Genomic DNA, 20,618 nt, shown 5'->3' with positions numbered 1-20,618 from the left:
GTAATAATTACACAATCTATTACATTATAACGAGAAATTACTCGTTGGTAAATTGTAAAATGAAATGCATAAGGAAATAAACGAAAAAATCATGTAGATACGATATACTTGTTAGCAACCAAACCAAAAGTATAAGGGGTATCTACATGACCAAAAATAATTGTATCACAGAAAAGCGCACCTTCAAACAACTTACTGACATCCAACGCGGAATGCTGGAACAGATGGCGAAAAGCGGCACCTATAAACAAGCTGAAATGGCGCGAGAATTAGGGGTCAGCCAACCCACTGTTTCTCGTGAGTTGAAACGCGGTAGAACGCGCCAGCTTGACTATAAGCGCAATTATTACGAGCAGTATATTGCCGCCTCAGGCGCACGGGTTTATAAAGAAAATCGTGAGAACTCGCATGCGCGGGATCATAATAAATATTCTGCGGCTTTCCTTGCTGCCTTACCTGAAAATCTAGCACCCAAGAAGGGGTTGCGGATTTATAGTGTGGATACTTTTGTACACTCTTATAGAAAGTTGCACCCTGACGAACGCGTACCATGCACGAAGACCGTTTACGCTTTGATAAATGCTGCCGTACTTCCAATCCGTAATATCGATTTGCCTATGAAGACTAGGATGCGGCCACGAAAAACAACCGTTTCTGAACCTAAAGGTCATAACGCTAAACACTTGGGACGCAGTATCGAAGAACGCTCTCCAGAAGTACTCTCGAGGGAAGAATTTGGGCATTGGGAAGTTGATTTAGTATTAGGTAAGAAAACAAAAAATGAGCCTGTCATCATCACTATGGTTGAACGGAAAACACGCTACTGCCTCACTAAGAAAGTTTGGGGAAAAGGCGCAGCGCTGGTTCAAAAAGGCGTGCTTGACTTGATGAAAAAACAGGGGCTAGAACAGTTCAAGTCACTCACAACTGATAACGGCTCTGAGTTTTCAAGTCTGTCTCTTATCGAAAGCATTGCTGAAGACGTTCAGGTTTTCTTTACTCATGCGTATGCTTCTTGGGAGAAAGGAACGAACGAAAGGCATAACCGCATGCTCCGAGAATTTATCCCAAAGGGAGTCACTCTGCGTCCATTGTCCTATTCGTATTTACTGGAAGTAACCGATACGATCAACCACAAACCAAGAAAAATAATGGGCTATACAACACCTGCAGAACGCCTTCAGGAAGAACTGGCCGATTTACAAGCAGCTTAAGGTGTTTTGTTGGTTCTATAGGATAAGAGAATAGATTAGCTGAGTCAAGAGCCGCTTTGCTCCTTCTCTTGACTCAGCTAACCTATCCTCTTGGGTCAGAACCACCAACAACTCACCTGAAAAATGGTAAGGGATGAAACACTCCCTGCCGTCAATGGCTTCAAAGCATTGGTAATACTGGATTATTGAGTAATTCGCTGTCTATAAAGGTTTTTAAAATTTTTTATGCATTTGATATTGCAATTAAGCGAAATTACTCGTTTGTCTAAACTTTTTTAAAAATTTCACAAAAAAAATTAAAAAACCAAGAAGCCTGTGAAAGTTAAAAAAATCAATACTTTTTATTTCTTTTTTTGACAATATAGTTGACTTATTTCAAAAAACCTTTAAAATGTTAGATGAATCACAAACTTCTTTGTGAATAATTTTTTTAGAAAGAAAAAGGTGGGAACAAGATGAAAACAAGAAAATTTATGGTAGGGATGACAGTATTTGCTTTCTCAGCATTGGTGTTAGGAGCATGTTCACCAGATAACAATGGCGAAAGTGGCGCAAGTAGTTCAGCCGCTTCTTCAGAAGTAGTAGAATCATCAACAACAACTTCTTCAACAGCGACAGAATCAAGTGCAGCAGAACCTGGAGTTGTTTTACAAGATGGTACGTATAACTTAGAAGAAAAGAACTATAACAATGGATACCGTGTTGTTTTCTCTATGGAAGTAAAAGATGGCAAAATTGTTGAATCTAACTATGACAATGTAAACGAAGAAGGCAAATCAAAAGTTGAAGACGCTGATTACAACAAAAATATGCAAGACAAAGCTGGCATGTCACCAGAAGAGTATATTCCTAAATTAAATGAAGAATTCTTAGCAGCTCAAAGCGCTGATGGCATAGACGTAGTGACTGGAGCAACACATAGCTCTCATTCATTCCAAAACTATGCACAACAATTAGTTCAAGCCGCTCAAGCTGGCGATACAGCAACAATTGAAATTGACAATGGTGCAGAACTAAAAGATGGCACGTACACATTAGAAGAAAAAAATTACAGCAATGACTATCGTGTTGTATTCTCAATTGACGTAAAAGACGGTAAAATTGTTGAATCTAAATACGATAACGTGAACGAAGCTGGCGAATCAAAAGTTGAAAACAAAGAATACAATGAAATGATGAAATCAAAAGCTGGTGTATCACCAGAAGAATTTATTCCTAAATTCAACGAAGCTTTAGTTGCACAAATGGCTAATGAAGATGGTACACCAGGAGATGTTGAAGTAGTATCTGGTGCAACACATAGTCATCACACATTTGTTCTTTATGCAGAGCAATTAATCAACGCTGCAGAAAAAGGCGACACAGCAACAATTGAAGTGGATAACTTTGTAGAACAATAAAGAAACAATCTATATTTTAGGAAAGAGGCTGGGAATTTTTGTTCCAGCCTTTTCTTTTGCGAAAAAAACTTTTCAATTAGGCAAAAAAAAGCTATGATAAACAAGACAATAAATAGAAAGAGGAACGACATGAAGAAAAAGTTAGGTCTACTCTTAGTAGCACTCCTTACAGTTGTAAGTGTTGCTGCTTGTAGGAACACCACCAAAGAAAATGCCACCACCGAATCTTCTGTTTCCGTTGCAAAAGGCTTACGTGAAAAACCTTATGCGAAAGAAGAATTTTTGTTAGGGACATATGTCCGCATTCGTGTTTACGATGAAGGAAAAGAAGAGGCGTTAGCACCTGCATTTGAGCGTATCGCAGAATTAGGAGATAAGATTACCATTAATCAAGCTGGTTCAGAAATCGATGCAATCAATGAACAAGCAGGAATTGCCCCTGTCACTGTGTCAGATGATATTTACGACTTGTTAAAACATGCGTATGAATATAGTGTGGAATCAAATGGTGGCTACAATATGGCCATTGGAGCGATTACACAATTATGGCGAATTGGCTTTGATGATGCCCGAAAACCTGAGCAATCAGAAATTGACGAAGCATTAAAACATATTGATTATCATAAGGTTACTTTTAATGATGCCGATAAATCTGTGTATTTAGAAGAAAAAGGCATGATTATCGATTTAGGTGCTATTGCCAAAGGATACATTGCTGATGAAGCAGCCGACGTCTTAAAAGAAAATGGCGTGACATCTGCAATTGTTGATTTAGGTGGAAATATTTTAGTAGTTGGTCACAGTTGGCGTGGAGAAAATGAGGATTGGAATGTTGGTATTCAAGATCCTAATAACGCACGTGGCACGATTTTAGGCTCCATTAAAGAAAGCAACAAAACGGTTGTTACTTCGGGGATTTATGAACGCTATTTAGAAGTAGATGGCGAAAAATACCATCATATTTTTGATTCCAAGACGGGCTATCCCTATGATAATGATATTGCCAGTGCAACTGTTATCACAGAAAAATCTATTGATGGCGATGGATTGACGACAGTTATTTTTGACAAAGGCGTTAAAGCAGGACTGGAATATATTGAACAAAATACACCAAAAGGCACGGATGCTATTTTTGTAACCAAAGAAGGCAGAGTATACGTGACTGATGACATTAAGGACACTTTTAAGTTAGATAAAGATTCTGGCTATACGATGGGTGACCGCAGCGAACTTAAATAGCAATCTAGGAGGAAAAAATGTCACTGAAGAATTTTTTAGAAGTTGTTGAGATCCGTACAAAAGTTGCGAGTCTTTTCCCATTTCTTATCGGCGTGCTGTATTCATTAGCACATTTTAACGAATTTCATGGGTTTTATACGGTGTTGTTTTTCATCGGAATGTTAACTTTTGATATGACTACTACAGCGATTAACAATTATATGGACTTTAAAAAGGCACATTCAGATACTTATAAATATGAGCAAAATGTGATTGGTCGTGAACGAATCTCACCTGCGTTGGTTCGTAAAATGATTTTAATTATGTTAGGAATTTCAGCGATTATTGGGCTATTATTAAGCATGATGACTGGCTGGCTCTTTTTAATCATGGGCGGGATGGTTTGCCTAGTTGGAATTTTCTATACATTTGGTCCGATTCCTGTTTCACGTATGCCATTAGGTGAACTTGCGAGTGGCTTAACAATGGGCTTAGGTTTATTTGCGATGACAGTTTATTTGAATACCGTCAATCAACGTGTCTTTTATCTAGATATTAGTTTTAAAAATAATAGTTTTTCATTAAGTGGTCAATTTTGGGGGATTTTAGCAATTTTTGTGGCATCCTTACCTTTAGTATTTACGATTGCCAATATTATGTTGGCGAATAACTTACGCGATTTAGAAACAGACATCGAGAATGACCGCTATACATTGGTTTATTACATTGGTCGTGAAAAGGGCGTACAGTTATTTCAAATCATGATGTATGCTTGTTATGCTACAATTTTAGTAGGCTTTTTATTCTGGGTATTCCGTTGGCCGATTTTAATCGTTTTTGTGAGTTTACCAAAAGTGCGCCGTAATTTGATAGCGTTCCAAGAAACCTTGCCACAACCTAAAAGCTTTGGCTATGCGATTCAAAATATGGTATTGTTTAATGCAAGCTATGCATTAGCATTATTATTGAGTTTACTTTTTTAAAGTGGACGTCTAAATAAAGGTATGTTATACTTTTAAAAAATTAAATATAGAAACATTTGGGGTGCTGTCAAGCTGAGATTATACCCATTGAACCTGAAACAGTTAATACTGGCGCAGGGAAATGTGTTTATTATTGTGATGAGTGCCTGACTAAGTTTATTTAGTCAGGTTTTTATTTGCCATAATCTGTCTACAGACAGAACTCCTTTTGCTTCTATTTTTGGAATGAAAGGAGTTTTTTTATGCAAAAATGGTCATTGCAACAAGTGGTTTTACTCGCATTTTTAGCGTTTTTATTTGGTGGGGTATTTATGGGGGCAGGCGTATTGTATTCGCTGTTAAATGCTGCGCTCACACCGCTAGGACTCAGCCCGTTTGCCAATGAAATTCTATTTGGCTTATGGACAATGGCTGCACCGGTGGCAGGAATGTTAGTGCCAAGAAAAGGCAGTGCTACTTTAGGAGAGCTATTAGCGGCGTTAGCTGAAATGCTGTACGGTTCGTATTTTGGCCCAGGTGTTTTATTATCTGGTTTGATTCAAGGTTTTGGTACGGAATTAGGGTTCATGGTGACAAAATATCAACGTTACGATAAAGTTGCTTTATTTTATGGAGCGATTGGTACCACTGTCTTAAGCTTTATCTATGAATTCTTCAAGTTTGGTTATGGCACATACGGTTTAGGCATGGTAGCAGCACTATTTGCCGTTCGCTTTATTTCGGTCGTCTTTTTCGGTGTCATTCTAGTTACACAAATTATGAAAATCTATCAAAAAATTCAAGACGCTAGGGTATCTGTTTCATGATTGAATTAAAAGATGTCACTTTTCAGCAACAAAAGCACATCATTTTTAATCGTTTGTCGTTTGTTTTTCCAAAACAGCAATTTATTTTGGTGACAGGAGATAGTGGGAGCGGTAAATCAACCTTATTTCGGCTCATTGCGGGTTTTGCTCAACTTTCTTATACGGGCAAGATTTTATTAGATGGTAAAAATTTAGCAACTGCTTCGATGAAAGAAAAAGCGCAAACAGTGGGGATGGTCTTTCAAAATCCTAGTCAACAATTTACTATGCGAACACTACGTAAAGAAATTATTTTTGCGTTAGAAAACTTAGGTCTGGCCGTTTCTGAAATAAATCGCCGAATGAACCACGCGTTAGCACTAGGCGAGACCGCATATTTGGCTGATAGGGAAATCAATCAGTTATCTGGTGGCGAGAGACAACGAGCAGCTTTGACCGTTATTTTAGCCATTGATGCACCAATTTTAATCTTAGATGAACCTTTTGCTAGTATCGACTCTGAATCACGCTTGCGTTTGATTCAAAAGCTAAAACAACTACGCAATCAAGGGAAAACCATCATTTTAAGCGATCATGACTGGTTAGGGTATCAAGAGGTGGTCGATCAAGTCGTGGAATTGACCAAGGGAAAACTGCATACATGTTCACTTGATAAACTAGATGCAACCACTTGTTTTTATTTGCATCCATCAAAAGATAAGCGACCGCCATTTTTCGATTTACAAAAGGTACAAATCCAACGAAATAAGCAATTGTTGCTTGAGACAAGTTGGCAATTAAACAAAGGGATTACCACATTAACAGGAGCAAATGGGGCTGGCAAAACTTCCTTGTTAAAAGCCATGTCTCAACTAGAAAAATACCGAGGTAAAATGTTTTTGAATGGCAAAAAGTTAAGAAAAAAACGCCAACTTTATCAAACCATGTCATTAGTTGTCCAAGATGCTGCTAAACAATTTGTAACGTTAACCGTTCAAGAAGAATTGTTGTTTAGTAAGAACCAAAACCCAGAAATCCGTGCAAAACAACAAGAAGCATTAGCTTATTTTAAGATTGATGGTACGCAAAGCTTGTTTCATTTAAGTGAAGGGCAAAAGAAAATTGTGCAATTAATTAGTATGCTCAGTCTGGATTTAGAGTTTCTTTTGTTAGATGAACCCTTTGCTGGTTTAGATCAAAAAGCGTGTAGATATTTTGTAGAATGGATTCAAGAACAAGCGAACCAACAGGATTTCTTAATTGTGACACATCGTTTAGCGCCATTAGCTGGTATTAGTCACCATCACATTGTGTTGGAAAAGCAAGCGTTACAAGTAGGTGAATGTTCATGAAAAAAACCAATGCCTTAAACATGAGTCTCTTTATTCTCATTTTAACTCTGGAGATTTCATTTACGAGGAGCGTTTCCTTGAATATTTTTCTGATAGGCTTAGCTGTGTTGTTTTTCTTGTTTCAGAGGAAGTGGGCGAGTGTCATTCTCTTGGTGTTGCTTCCTTTGATTCCAGCATTTTCTACTTATTGGTCCGTCATGTTAAATGGGAGTGGGAGTGAAGACGCGATTTTGTTGCTGACACGAACTTATGCGTTTGCAGCATTGGGCTTATCCTTTGCTGTCGGTGTAGATTTAGAAGAATTATTGTTGGTTTTAGAACAAAAAGGTGTCGCACCGAACTTTATTTATGGTTTATTAGTCGTCGTGCATTCGTTGCCTGCGATTAAAAATGAAGTGCGTGCCATTCAAGAAGCAAGTTTACTCAAGGGGAAAAGACTTTATTTTTGGTCACCCATGTTTTATATCAAAACAATTTTTCTAGCTTTTGCTTGGCGGGACCATTATACCGAAGCAATGTATTCGCATGGCTATGATGAAACCGGCGTTCGAACACATCAACAGCACTATATTTCTTCATTAAATGGTGCCTTGTGGTTAAGTGGTTTGTTTTTTATTGGGAATATATTGTTGTTTTTATAAAATTTTAGGAGGAATACAAGATGTTTACAGCATTAGCAAGAGAAAAAGCCAATCGTTATTGGGAAGGTAGCTTTCAGCATCCATTTATTCAACAATTACATGAAGGGACGTTAGCACCAGAAATTTTTCGTTATTATTTGATTCAAGATCGGTATTATTTAGAGCATTTTGGCAAATTGTATCAATTGATTGGAGAACAATCGGATAGATCAGAAATCAAAGCATTAATGGCAACAAATGCGGAACATTTAGCGTTAGGTGAAGTGGCCATTCGTAAAAATTTTTTTGAAGAATTAGGAATTACGGAAGACGAAATTCAGAATACAGCGATTGCACCAACGGCGTATCATTACGTTTCCCATATGTATCGTCAATTAATTGAAGGCACCCCCAATGTTGCTGTAGCAGGCATGCTGCCATGTGCGTGGTTGTATCAAGAAATCGGGACACGTTTAATTGAAAAAGGATCGCCACATGCTTTGTATCAACGTTGGATTGAAACGTATGCAGGCGAAGAATCTAAAGAAGCGATTCAAGTAGAACGTAACTTATTGGACCAACTATATAACGAAAGCTCATCAGACGAGCAAGAGCAAATGTTAGCTGCGTTTGTCATTAGCAGTCAGATGGAATATGCTTTTTGGGAAATGGCGCAAACGCTAGAAACATGGGACTAATAAATTTCTGCATGAAAAAACTCGAACGAATTTTACTATTAGTGAATTCGTTCGAGTTTTTTATTATATTAATTGATCGATTGGAGACTAATCTCACCAGAGGATAGAACTTTCATGCCTTCTGAAGTCAACACCAATAATTCACCTGTATCAGAGATCGCTTTAGCGACGCCGCTGTATGTGGTTCCTTGTTGGACAAAGGTTACTGTTTTATTTAAAACAAAGGATTTTTCACGATACACTTTGAGATAACTATTGTCAGGCAATCCTTCAAGTAATTCAAAGAAATTTTGCCAAATTAATTTGATTAATTGATTTCTAGAAACGACTGCAGTGCCGTCTGGAAAGAGAGAGCTGGCTTTTTTTTCTAAACCATCTGGGAATGTTTCTGGAGGTATAGAGAAATTAATGCCCATTCCTAAAACGACGTGAGAAATACGTCCAGTCTCAAAGTCGCTGGTTGCTTCTGATAAAATGCCACATATTTTTTTGCCATCCAGATAAATGTCGTTGACCCATTTAATATCGGTTTTGCGACCAGTGACCTCATCAATTGCTAACGAAACAGCAACCGCCGCCAATAACGTATACTGAGGTAATTCTTCAAATGATTGGTTGGGATTTAATAACAAACTCATATAGATTTGCCCACGTGGACAAAAGAATGGACGACCAAAACGACCATGTCCACCAGTCTGTGTTTCAGCAAGGAATAAAGCTGGGGTAGTCTGTTGATTCATTGCCCCTAACTTCGCATCTTTCATCGTGGATTCCGTAGCGTCCATCAAGACAATATTTTCTGCTCGTAAATCGTTGGTTGCGATACTATCTGCCTCTAAAACATCAGAAGGTAAATATTGATAACCGTTCGCATGACGTTCAATTTGGTAGCCCATTTTTTCCAATTCTCGCACGGCTTTCCAAATGGCTGTTCGTGAAACACCAATTTCTTGCGCTAATTTTTCACCTGAAAATACAGCGCCATTTTTGCGTAATAGTGCCAGCACTTTTTGTTTTGTATTCATCAAGAAGCCTCTCCTCTCCTAATATTAGCTATTAAAATGTTTGCGGAAAATTTGAATGGTTAGTAAATGATCTGTATAGATAATATCTGCTTTATCAATCATAGAACCCAGCAAGTAATAATCTTCCTCTTCATGATGGGATTGTGAACCGCCTAAAAGCTCATCATAATAATTTTCTAAATTTAAATCACGAGGAGTATTGAGCATTTCTAAAAAGTCATAAATATCTTCAGGAAGTTCCTCGCAGTGACCTTGAATTTTTGCATGAAATCCTTCTTTTGGAAAATCCAATTCAATCGATAATTGTTTAATATCATGAGAAAAGAAATACATTAATAATTCATCAACGATTCGTCTAGATTTTTCTTTTTCCAGCATGTTTTTTTCCTCTCTTTACTTGGGTTATTGTATCCAACAACGGTACCATAAAAGCGGCAACAAAACCACAAGAAAATCCATTATTATATAAATTTAGACCACCGTGTAAATAGGCGACATTTGAAACAAGGGTCATATGGAAAAAGCCTGCTAGAATACCGTAGATAGCGCCATAATACCCACTGATTGGCGCTAAGCTTGTTCCGAAAATGGCAGTCAATAACACGGCAAATGTTTCACGTGAAAACTCTGGCGACAATTTGGAAGCTAAGACAACTCCAATTAAAATTGGAAGACTATTGCGCCAATGATTCCCAAAGGCGCTAAAACCAACTGCGGTTAAAATTCCTCCAATTAAAGGACCTGAAAGCTCGCCGCCCATAACAAAAATAAAACCAAGCATTAAAAAACCCATTAATGCCATATTGATTAGTGTAGCACCAATCTCTGCAATCACGACAAAGTCAGTAACTAATTTTCCGGATGAAGCAAAAATAGCACGCATTCCTTTAAAGGAACGATGATTTAATAAATAACCTAAAACAAAAAGTAACGTGAATAAGAGAAACAAAAAGATAGCGGATTTGCCGTGATATTCCGTGGATAATAAATTTGGAATAGCAATATCCCCACCGAATAAACGAAAAGCGCTCGTCACAAACATGGCGACAATTCCGGAAGTAAATCCGACATTATATAAAGAGAAACCTTGGTGGAACTGTAAAAACTGCGAAGCTAACGGCGGTAGTAAGAAACCGACTAAAATTCCCACAGTATAACCTAATAAAATACCAAAAGGCAGTGGTAATCCGGTACCAAATGTTAAATAACTAATAACTGGAGAAGAAGAACTGCCAAATAATGCAACCAATAAAAATTGTGAATACGGTTTGCGGACCGTTTTAGCATATAAATAGACGCCGATAATAATCGGCAACGAATTATATAAATTTTTACCGAAAAAAGAAAATCCCGAAACAGTAAAAAAGGCGGCGATTAAAGGACCGCTCACGGTTACTCCGCGGGATCTTACTAAAAGCACGCTCGCTAACGTTAAAATGCCACTATTAAAAAAAGCACTCCCAAAGTTTCCTACTGCAAAATAATCCGTTAATAAGTTACTGGGTGACGTAAAAATACGGACGGTACCAGTCCATAAATCTTGAGGAGTTTCGCTGCAAATACCAATTAAAATTAACAACAGACTATAGGCGATTAGTAAACGATATTTAAGTACTTGTGAGTTTAAATTGATTAGTTTATTGCGTGTGTGTAACGTGATTGTTTTGTTTTCCATAATTCACTTCCTACTATTATAATTCCTAAGTAACTATACAGTGATTTTTTTCCGAAAGTCAATTTTGAAAACTGAATGTAAATTTCAAGTGTTAGACCTTGACGAGAATTTGCAGAGTGTGTATAATAAGTAGTTGCAAAAACTATCTGAAAAGAAATGAGCAGGAACGAAATATTGTCCGTTTCGGCTTGGTAATAGGGAAACAAAAATAGAACTTCAAAAAAAGAAGCAGATCTATTTTTGGTTTTTTTTTGCTTAAAAGCCGCAAAAAATGTTCGATGTTACACATTTTTAATATTTGTAACATAAATGTAATTATTGGATAGGTATTTTGAAAGACTTTTTAGAGGGGTGAAGAACTTGGCTGGACACGTAGTAAAATACGGAAAGCACCGCGAACGTAGAAGTTTCGCACGTATCAGTGAAGTATTGGAATTACCGAATTTGATTGAAATTCAAACAGATTCTTACCAATGGTTCTTAGATGAAGGACTAAGAGAAATGTTTGAAGACATCTTGCCAATCGATGACTTTAATGGAAACCTGTCCTTGGAATTTGTAGATTATGAGTTGAAAACACCGAAGTATACGGTAGAAGAAGCACGCGCACATGATGCAAACTATTCTGCACCATTACACGTGACATTGCGTTTGACAAACCGCGAAACTGGCGAAATCAAAGCGCAAGAAGTATTCTTTGGCGATTTCCCATTAATGACAGAACAAGGAACATTCATTATCAATGGAGCAGAACGTGTTATTGTTTCACAATTAGTACGTTCACCTGGTGTCTATTTCCACGGAAAAGTAGACAAAAACGGAAAAGAAGGTTTTGGTTCAACTGTTATTCCTAACCGTGGTGCATGGTTAGAAATGGAAACAGATGCCAAAGATATTTCTTACGTACGTATTGACCGCACCCGTAAAATTCCATTGACAGTATTGGTTCGTGCTTTAGGATTTGGTTCTGACGATACTATTTTTGAAATTTTTGGTGACAGTGATTCATTACGTAACACAATTGAAAAAGACTTGCACAAAAACGCAAGTGATTCTCGTACAGAAGAAGGCTTAAAAGATATTTATGAGCGTCTTCGCCCAGGCGAGCCAAAAACAGCAGATAGTTCTCGTAACTTATTAAATGCTCGTTTCTTTGATCCACGCCGCTACGATTTAGCAGCAGTTGGTCGTTACAAAGTGAACAAAAAATTAGATTTAAAAACTCGTTTATTAAATCAAACATTAGCTGAAACATTGGTTGATCCTGAAACAGGTGAAATCATTGTTGAAAAAGGTACAGTGTTAACACATCAAGTAATGGATAATACATTAGGTGCTTACCTAGATAATGGATTAAATTCTGTGACTTATTATCCATCAGAAGACGGTGTTGTAACAGACCCAATGACCGTTCAAGTTATTAAAGTATTTGCTCCAAAAGATCCAGAACGTGAAGTAAATGTGATTGGTAATGCCTATCCTGATACAGAAGTACGTACGGTTCGTCCAGCAGATATCATTGCTTCAATGAGTTATTTCTTTAACTTAATGGAAGGTATCGGCAATGTTGATGATATCGACCACTTAGGTAACCGTCGTATCCGTTCTGTTGGTGAGTTATTACAAAACCAATTTCGTATCGGTTTAGCACGTATGGAACGTGTTGTACGTGAACGTATGTCTATTCAAGATACCGAAACATTAACACCACAACAATTAATTAATATCCGTCCAGTCGTTGCAAGTATCAAAGAATTCTTTGGTTCTTCTCAGTTATCACAGTTCATGGACCAAACAAATCCATTAGGTGAGTTAACGCATAAACGTCGTCTATCAGCCTTAGGGCCTGGTGGTTTGACTCGTGACCGTGCCGGCTATGAAGTTCGAGACGTTCACTATTCTCACTATGGTCGTATGTGTCCGATTGAAACGCCTGAGGGACCTAATATCGGTTTGATTAACAGCTTGGCTTCTTATGCGAAAGTAAATAAATACGGATTTATTGAAACACCTTACCGTCGTGTTGATCGCGAAACAAGTAAAGTAACCGAACACATTGATTATTTAACAGCTGATATCGAGGACCACTATGTAGTAGCCCAAGCAAACAGCCCATTAAATGATGATGGTTCATTCAAAAATGATGTCGTTATGGCGCGTGCCACAAGTGAAAACTTGGAAGTATCAATTGATAAAGTTGATTACATGGACGTATCTCCAAAACAAGTAGTTGCGGTAGCGACAGCATGTATTCCTTTCTTGGAAAACGATGACTCCAACCGTGCCTTGATGGGTGCCAACATGCAGCGTCAAGCAGTGCCGTTGATTAATCCTCAAGCTCCTTGGGTAGGAACTGGTATGGAATACAAATCAGCACATGACTCAGGTGCGGCGTTATTATGTAAACATGATGGTGTCGTTGAATACGTAGATGCGTCAGAAGTACGCGTTCGCCGTGACAACGGAGCATTGGACACATATACAGTAACAAAATTCCGTCGTTCTAACTCTGGAACAAGCTACAACCAACGTCCATTAGTTTCTTTAGGCGAAAAGGTTGATGCAGGCGATATTTTAGCTGACGGACCATCTATGGAAAGTGGCGAAATGGCATTGGGTCAAAACGTCTTAGTTGCTTTCATGACATGGGAAGGTTACAACTACGAGGATGCCGTTATCATGAGTCGTCGTCTAGTAAAAGACGATGTCTATACTTCTGTTCATATTGAAGAATACGAATCAGAAGCTCGTGATACAAAATTAGGACCTGAAGAAATTACACGCGAAATTCCTAACGTTGGGGAAGACGCATTAAAAGACTTAGACGAAATGGGTATTATCCGTATCGGTGCTGAAGTGCAAGATGGCGACTTATTAGTAGGTAAAGTCACTCCTAAAGGGGTAACTGAATTATCTGCTGAAGAACGACTATTACACGCAATCTTCGGTGAGAAAGCGCGTGAAGTACGTGATACTTCTCTACGTGTTCCTCACGGCGGAGGCGGTATTGTTCACGATGTTAAAATCTTTACACGTGAAGCAGGCGATGAATTATCTCCAGGTGTGAACATGTTAGTTCGTGTTTATATCGTTCAAAAACGTAAAATTCACGAAGGAGATAAAATGGCAGGACGTCATGGTAACAAAGGGGTTGTCTCTCGCATTATGCCGGAAGAAGACATGCCATTCTTACCAGACGGAACTCCAGTTGATATCATGTTGAATCCTTTAGGGGTACCATCTCGTATGAACATCGGACAAGTATTGGAATTACATTTAGGAATGGCTGCTCGTCAGTTAGGTATCCATGTAGCAACTCCAGTATTTGATGGTGCATCAGATGATGACGTATGGGAAACAGTTCGTGAAGCAGGCATGGCACGCGATGCGAAAACTGTTTTATACGATGGACGTACTGGTGAACCATTTGATGGACGTATCTCTGTCGGAGTTATGTACATGATTAAACTTGCGCACATGGTTGATGATAAACTTCATGCTCGTTCAATTGGACCTTACTCATTGGTTACACAACAACCTCTTGGTGGTAAAGCACAATTTGGTGGACAACGTTTCGGAGAGATGGAAGTTTGGGCGCTGGAAGCTTATGGTGCAGCGTATACCTTACAAGAAATCTTGACATACAAATCAGATGACGTTGTTGGTCGTGTGAAAACATACGAAGCTATCGTTAAAGGTGAACCAATTCCAAAACCAGGTGTACCGGAATCATTCCGCGTATTAGTAAAAGAATTACAATCACTTGGTTTAGACATGCGTGTATTAGATATCGAAGAACAAGAAATCGAATTACGCGACATGGATGATGAAGATGATGATTTAATCACAGTTGATGCGTTAACAAAATTTGCGGAGCAACAAAACGCTCGTGAAGCTGAGAAAAACGCACAAAGCGGAGCAGAAGTAAAACCTGCTGATAAAGAAAACTCACCAGTTGATGCTCCATTAGATTAGACAGTAAAACAAGATTTTAAAAAATAGGCTGAGAATTAGAGAATTTGCGAATTCTCTAGTTCTAGCGTATTTTATCAAGATTTGTTCGTCTGTTTTGTAGCCATTAAATGAAATGGAGGGAACCCCTTTTGATCGATGTAAATAAATTCGAAAGTATGCAAATAGGTTTGGCTTCTCCCGAAAAAATCAGAAGCTGGTCTTACGGTGAAGTAAAAAAACCTGAGACTATTAACTATCGTACATTAAAACCTGAACGTGAAGGGTTATTTGACGAGCGTATTTTCGGTCCTACAAAAGACTGGGAGTGTGCATGTGGTAAATACAAACGTATCCGTTATAAAGGGATTGTTTGTGACCGTTGTGGCGTAGAAGTAACGCGCTCAAAAGTTCGTCGTGAACGTATGGGCCATATTGAGTTAGCTGCTCCAGTTTCTCACATTTGGTATTTCAAAGGAATTCCATCTCGTATGGGTCTTGTATTAGACATGAGTCCTCGTGCATTGGAAGAAATCATTTACTTCGCTTCTTACGTAGTAATTGAACCAGGAAATACAAGCTTAGAGAAAAAACAATTATTAACAGAACGTGAATACCGCGAAAAACGCGATCAATACGGTCAAGAATTTACAGCTGAGATGGGTGCAGACGCCATCAAGAAATTGTTAGATTCTGTTGACTTAGATGGCGAAGTTGCTGAATTGAAAGAAGAGTTAAAAACTGCTTCTGGACAAAAACGTACACGCGCAATCCGTCGTTTAGATATTTTAGAAGCATTCCGTGCTTCAGGAAACAAACCAAGTTGGATGGTTATGGATGTTATTCCAGTAATCCCACCTGATTTGCGTCCAATGGTTCAATTAGAAGGTGGACGTTTTGCGACTTCTGATTTGAACGATTTATACCGTCGTGTCATCAACCGTAACAATCGTCTAAAACGTTTGTTAGACTTAAATGCACCAAACATCATTGTTCAAAATGAAAAACGTATGTTGCAAGAAGCTGTTGATGCTTTGATTGATAATGGTCGTCGTGGCCGTCCAGTAACAGGACCAGGTAACCGTCCATTGAAATCTCTTTCTCATATGTTAAAAGGGAAACAAGGGCGTTTCCGTCAAAACTTATTAGGTAAACGTGTAGACTATTCTGGTCGTTCCGTTATCGTAGTAGGTCCTTTCTTAAAAATGTATCAATGTGGACTTCCAAAAGAAATGGCGATTGAATTATTCAAACCATTTGTTATGCGCGAATTAGTTCAACGCGAATTAGCATCAAACATTAAAAATGCAAAACGCAAAATTGAACGCGGCGAAGATGACGTTTGGGATGTTTTAGAAGATGTTATCAAAGAACATCCTGTTCTATTGAACCGGGCACCTACTTTGCATAGATTAGGTATCCAAGCCTTTGAACCAGTTTTAGTTGAAGGTCGTGCAATTCGTTTGCATCCACTTGTGTGTGAAGCTTACAATGCCGATTTCGATGGAGACCAAATGGCGGTTCACGTACCATTAAATGAAGAAGCACAAGCAGAAGCACGTATGTTAATGCTTGCAGCACAAAACATCTTGAATCCAAAAGACGGTAAACCAGTTGTTACTCCATCTCAAGATATGGTCTTGGGTAACTATTACCTAACAATGGAAGAAGACGGACGTGAAGGCGAAGGTATGATCTTCCGTGACATGGATGAAGCAGTGACTGCATGGCGTAACGGGTACGTTCATTTACACTCTCGTATTGCGGTAAATCCAAATACATTGGGTGACAAACCATTTACAGCAGAACAAAAATCTCGCTTGATGGTAACGACGGTTGGTAAGATTATCTTTAACTCAATTATGCCACCAGAATTCCCTTATTTGAACGAACCAACAGACTTTAACTTGACTGTACAAACACCAGACAAGTACTTTGTAGAAGCAGGTACCGATATTCCTGTATTCATTAAAGAACAAGAATTAGTTGGACCATTCAAGAAGAAAAACTTAGGAAATATTATCGCTGAAGTCTTTAAACGTTTCCGTGTTACAGAAACATCTCGTATGTTGGACCGTATGAAAGACTTAGGTTATAAACATTCTACGCATGCCGGTATCACTGTTGGTATCGCGGATATCATGGTGTTACATGAAAAACATGATATTATCGAAAATGCACATAAACAAGTTGAAACAATTACTAAACAATTCCGTCGTGGTTTAATCACAGATGAAGAACGTTATGAACGTGTAATTGGTGTTTGGAACGCAGCCAAAGATGCTATTCAGTTAAAACTGATGGAATCTTTAGACGCGAAAAACCCAATCTTCATGATGTCAGACTCTGGAGCCCGTGGTAACATCTCTAACTTTACGCAGCTTGCGGGTATGCGTGGTTTGATGGCCGCTCCGAGTGGTAAGATCATGGAATTACCAATCATTTCAAACTTCCGTGAAGGTTTAACCGTCTTGGAAATGTTTATCTCTACCCATGGTGCACGTAAAGGTATGACCGATACTGCCTTGAAGACAGCCGATTCAGGTTACTTGACTCGTCGTTTGGTAGATGTAGCCCAAGATGTTATTATTCGTGAAGATGACTGTGGGACTGACCGCGGAATTAACATCCGAGCAATTCGCGAAGGCAACGAGATTATTGAATCTCTTGAAGAACGTTTATTAGGACGTTATACTCGTAAATCGGTAATCCATCCTGAAACAGGTGCGTCATTGATTGGACCAAACGAGTTAATTACAGAAGATATCGCAAGACAAATCATTGATGCTGGTATCGAAGAAGTATCCATTCGTTCAGTCTTCACATGTAATACAAAACATGGTGTATGTAAACATTGTTACGGTCGCAACTTAGCAACTGGTAACGAAGTTGAAGTTGGAGAAGCAGTTGGTACAATCGCCGCTCAATCTATCGGAGAACCTGGTACACAGTTAACTATGCGTACGTTCCATACCGGTGGGGTTGCCGGAGACGATATCACTCAAGGTCTTCCTCGTATCCAAGAAATTTTCGAAGCTCGTAATCCGAAAGGGCAAGCGGTTATCACTGAAGTAACAGGTGAAGTCGTTGATATTTCTGAAGATGCAGCAACACGTACAAAAGAAGTAACTATCAAAGGTGAAACAGATACACGTACGTATGTCGTACCATTCACTGCTCGTATGAAAGTGGCGCAAGGCGACATGATTAATCGTGGTGAACCATTGACTGAAGGGTCAATTGAACCAAAACACTTGCTACAAGTTAGCGATGTGCTTTCAGTAGAAAACTATCTATTACGTGAAGTACAACGCGTTTACCGTATGCAAGGGGTAGAAATCGGTGACAAACATATCGAAGTAATGGTTCGTCAAATGTTGCGTAAAGTCCGCGTGATGGATCCAGGCGAAACAGATATCTTGCCAGGAACATTGATGGATATTTCTGACTTTAAAGATCGCAACTACGAAGCGATTATTTCTGGTCGTGTACCAGCAACTTCTCGTCCAGTATTGCTAGGTATTACGAAAGCTTCATTGGAAACAAACAGCTTCTTATCTGCTGCTTCATTCCAAGAAACAACTCGTGTGTTAACTGATGCCGCAATCCGTGGTAAGAAAGATCCACTTCTAGGCTTGAAAGAAAATGTTATCATCGGTAAGATCATTCCAGCTGGTACTGGTATGCCTCGTTACCGTAACATGGAGCCAAAAGAAGTAACAGTTGCAAGTGAAAATGTTTATAGTATTTCAGACATTGAAGCGCAAATGGCTGCAGAAGATGCATTGAACGAATATAAATAAATTGAATTAAAAAACCTCATATTTCTCTAAATTTAGAGAAATATGAGGTTTTTTTCGTATTTTGAATCATCAGTAATTACCTAGTAATCTCTAGGTTGAACCGTGGTGATTCACCAGTGAAGTTGAATAATAATAGTTATAAAGTCTATTATAGCAAGTGTTTAATTACCTATATCTACCTAGGATGTACTCAGTAAAAAAGCATTTTCTTAACTTTGTCTTAGAAAAGTTGAGGAAATGCTTTTTATGTTGGATTTTTTGAAGGAAATAAATGATTGACACAAGTTTCAATATTTTGTAAATCAACATTTGTTAAAGAAGGATAGACATACATGATTGGCGTATTCGTTACAACTTCAAAAACAGTCGTAGTACTAATAATTAGTTGAGCATCCTGGTAATCCGAAACAAAAAGAACATTGTATTGTGACAAGAAATAATTAATGCGCTTTTCCATAAATGTTTTGTGTAAAGAAAATGATTCTGAGTGAATAAATAATTTGACGGTTGGATTAAACATTGTTGGATCAATAATCGCTGTACAAGACAAAAAGGAAGTTAATTTATGATAATCAGAATTTTTAAAGCGTGTTGCTTTTTTTGTGAGTTTTTCCCAAAATAGCTCAAATTGCTGATGGTACATAGGAAAATCGTCGTTAAAACTACCGAAATTTTGCAATCCTAGAATACTCAACAATAAGCTGTTGAGTATAAACATTGAGTGAAACTGAATTTGTTGATCTAAATTGGTAGCCAACAACGTCTTTTCTTGAGAAGTCAGTGGACGCAAGTATTTTTCAAAGGTTGTTAACCAAATATCAATATCTTTTTTAAAGATTCGTGTTTCTTTTTTCTCAATAAAAGAATTAGGCGCACCAATATTTAATGAATATAAACTCAATGTAAAAAATTGCCAATCTTCTTCAGACCAATCTGTTAAAAAGGTTGGTTTTTTAGTGAATTGGTAAAACGAATGGTATTGCATTGAGGGTTCTTCTAAACTAACAGAACCATAATGTTTAGCAGTTTGTTCAAATATTAAAGTCATTAAACCTAATGTTTGCAATTTATTTTGGCTAACCTCGATGTTTAAATGAGCAAGAATTTTTTTCGTTTTTTTGAGGTATTTGTCTGTATTTGGAAACCAAGTCAATCGATCCAAACGTCGATGCACCATAAAAAAATAATATTGATAATTTGAGCGAATTTTGCTGATCGGTCCTAACAAAATCATTTTATCAGAAAGTGAAATTCGTAGTTGACGTTTTGCTAAAATACGATTTAAGCGTTTTAAGTAGCGAGCAAGTGTTGATTTAGAAATAAAATGCTGTTCACAAAAATCCAGCGTGGAAACTTCTTTATGTAGGAGTAAGGCTTGGTATATTTTATAACTTAAATCATTCATGAAAAAGTCTTCAACTAGTAGTTGGATATTGATATCTTTGCGTAGTAATTGAATGCCGTGACGTGTACTAATAATGAGTTTCGCTTCTTCTTCTGTATAGAGTTTTTCAAAATCTTGCTGTAACTCTAAACAAGTCAGTCGAACCGTATTTACACTGATATTCCCCAATCGTTCAGTTAATTGTTGGGTAGAAAGATAGGTGGCTTCGTTGCTTAGAATTTCAATAATTTTAATTTTTAAGAAAAGTTTTGAGTTTAATTTATCCATAATTTCTTCTTTAGTCATCCTAATAAAAAAGAATACTAAATATTCTTCCACCTCCATGTCAGTGTTCCTCATTCTTCTATTTATTTTATCAAGGGAAGTAGCGTTTGATAATGTCACAAACATAAAAACAGTTATTGGAAAACTGAAGTTTCTATTTAAAACTGAACTCGCTATTCTTAGAGTGATATTTACTATTTAAAAATTAGTGAAAATACCAAGTTC

Annotated in this window: 14 protein-coding genes and 1 riboswitch; of the genes, 10 read left to right on the top strand and 4 right to left on the bottom strand. The window is 37.9% G+C overall.

Translation table 11 applies throughout. The annotated features are described in order from the left end of the window. Window positions 1-146 precede the first annotated feature (146 nt). The 8 genes from AC4BC7_RS11315 (at window position 147) to tenA (ending at window position 8,270) form a co-directional block, all read left to right on the top strand. Window positions 147-1,214 carry an IS30 family transposase gene (locus tag AC4BC7_RS11315; protein WP_490502703.1) on the top strand — a complete coding sequence of 356 codons (1,068 nt, stop codon included), beginning with the start codon at window positions 147-149 and terminating at the stop codon, window positions 1,212-1,214. Window positions 1,215-1,669: 455 nt separating this feature from the next. Then, window positions 1,670-2,614 (top strand): extracellular electron transfer flavoprotein PplA, encoded by a 945-nt coding sequence (pplA, locus tag AC4BC7_RS11310; protein WP_490502896.1) that lies wholly within the window; start codon window positions 1,670-1,672, stop codon window positions 2,612-2,614. A gap of 129 nt (window positions 2,615-2,743) precedes the next feature. Continuing rightward, on the top strand, window positions 2,744-3,853 hold the full coding sequence (locus tag AC4BC7_RS11305; protein WP_490502895.1) for an FAD:protein FMN transferase: 1,110 nt from the start codon (window positions 2,744-2,746) through the stop codon (window positions 3,851-3,853). Window positions 3,854-3,870: 17 nt separating this feature from the next. Next, window positions 3,871-4,815, top strand: a complete 945-nt coding sequence (menA, locus tag AC4BC7_RS11300; RefSeq protein ID WP_490502894.1) for a 1,4-dihydroxy-2-naphthoate polyprenyltransferase — start codon at window positions 3,871-3,873, stop codon at window positions 4,813-4,815. A gap of 47 nt (window positions 4,816-4,862) precedes the next feature. Beyond that, window positions 4,863-4,952, top strand: a riboswitch (TPP riboswitch). A 105-nt stretch (window positions 4,953-5,057) separates the two neighbouring features. After that, window positions 5,058-5,621, top strand: a complete 564-nt coding sequence (locus AC4BC7_RS11295; RefSeq protein WP_207941491.1) for an ECF transporter S component — start codon at window positions 5,058-5,060, stop codon at window positions 5,619-5,621. Continuing rightward, window positions 5,618-6,952 (top strand): ABC transporter ATP-binding protein, encoded by a 1,335-nt coding sequence (locus AC4BC7_RS11290; protein WP_490502893.1) that lies wholly within the window; start codon window positions 5,618-5,620, stop codon window positions 6,950-6,952. Before AC4BC7_RS11295 ends, AC4BC7_RS11290 begins: the two co-directional genes overlap by 4 nt. Continuing rightward, window positions 6,943-7,593: a cobalt ABC transporter permease gene (locus tag AC4BC7_RS11285; protein ID WP_490502892.1), complete on the top strand. Its 651-nt coding sequence runs from the start codon at window positions 6,943-6,945 to the stop codon at window positions 7,591-7,593. The genes AC4BC7_RS11290 and AC4BC7_RS11285 overlap by 10 nt, the downstream gene beginning before the upstream one ends. Window positions 7,594-7,613: 20 nt before the next feature. Further along, window positions 7,614-8,270: a thiaminase II gene (gene tenA / locus AC4BC7_RS11280; RefSeq protein WP_207941488.1), complete on the top strand. Its 657-nt coding sequence runs from the start codon at window positions 7,614-7,616 to the stop codon at window positions 8,268-8,270. 68 nt (window positions 8,271-8,338) lie between these two features. On the opposite strand, the gene AC4BC7_RS11275 is transcribed toward tenA, so the two are convergent. The 3 genes from AC4BC7_RS11275 to AC4BC7_RS11265 are packed head-to-tail and all read right to left on the bottom strand — an operon-like array spanning window position 8,339 to window position 10,970. Next, window positions 8,339-9,295: a biotin--[acetyl-CoA-carboxylase] ligase gene (locus AC4BC7_RS11275; protein ID WP_207941487.1), complete on the bottom strand. Its 957-nt coding sequence runs from the start codon at window positions 9,293-9,295 to the stop codon at window positions 8,339-8,341. A gap of 24 nt (window positions 9,296-9,319) precedes the next feature. Continuing rightward, complete coding sequence (locus tag AC4BC7_RS11270) at window positions 9,320-9,673, bottom strand: hypothetical protein (RefSeq protein ID WP_207941486.1); 354 nt, start codon at window positions 9,671-9,673, stop codon at window positions 9,320-9,322. Continuing rightward, complete coding sequence (locus tag AC4BC7_RS11265) at window positions 9,651-10,970, bottom strand: DUF1576 domain-containing protein (RefSeq protein WP_490502891.1); 1,320 nt, start codon at window positions 10,968-10,970, stop codon at window positions 9,651-9,653. The genes AC4BC7_RS11270 and AC4BC7_RS11265 overlap by 23 nt, the downstream gene beginning before the upstream one ends. A gap of 360 nt (window positions 10,971-11,330) precedes the next feature. On the opposite strand from AC4BC7_RS11265, the gene rpoB reads away from it, so the two are divergent. Continuing rightward, on the top strand, window positions 11,331-14,945 hold the full coding sequence (gene rpoB / locus AC4BC7_RS11260) for a DNA-directed RNA polymerase subunit beta (protein WP_490502890.1): 3,615 nt from the start codon (window positions 11,331-11,333) through the stop codon (window positions 14,943-14,945). Window positions 14,946-15,073: 128 nt separating this feature from the next. Further along, entirely contained in the window at window positions 15,074-18,724 is a 3,651-nt protein-coding gene (rpoC, locus tag AC4BC7_RS11255; RefSeq protein WP_279381657.1) for a DNA-directed RNA polymerase subunit beta', read from the top strand. Window positions 18,725-18,968: 244 nt separating this feature from the next. Here rpoC and AC4BC7_RS11250 read toward each other — a convergent pair whose 3' ends face one another. Then, complete coding sequence (locus AC4BC7_RS11250; protein ID WP_207941482.1) at window positions 18,969-20,453, bottom strand: helix-turn-helix domain-containing protein; 1,485 nt, start codon at window positions 20,451-20,453, stop codon at window positions 18,969-18,971. Between the last annotated feature and the right edge of the window lie 165 nt (window positions 20,454-20,618).

The organism is Enterococcus sp. AMC1623, assembly GCF_058216495.1.
This window is presented reverse-complemented; position numbering and strand designations above follow the sequence as displayed.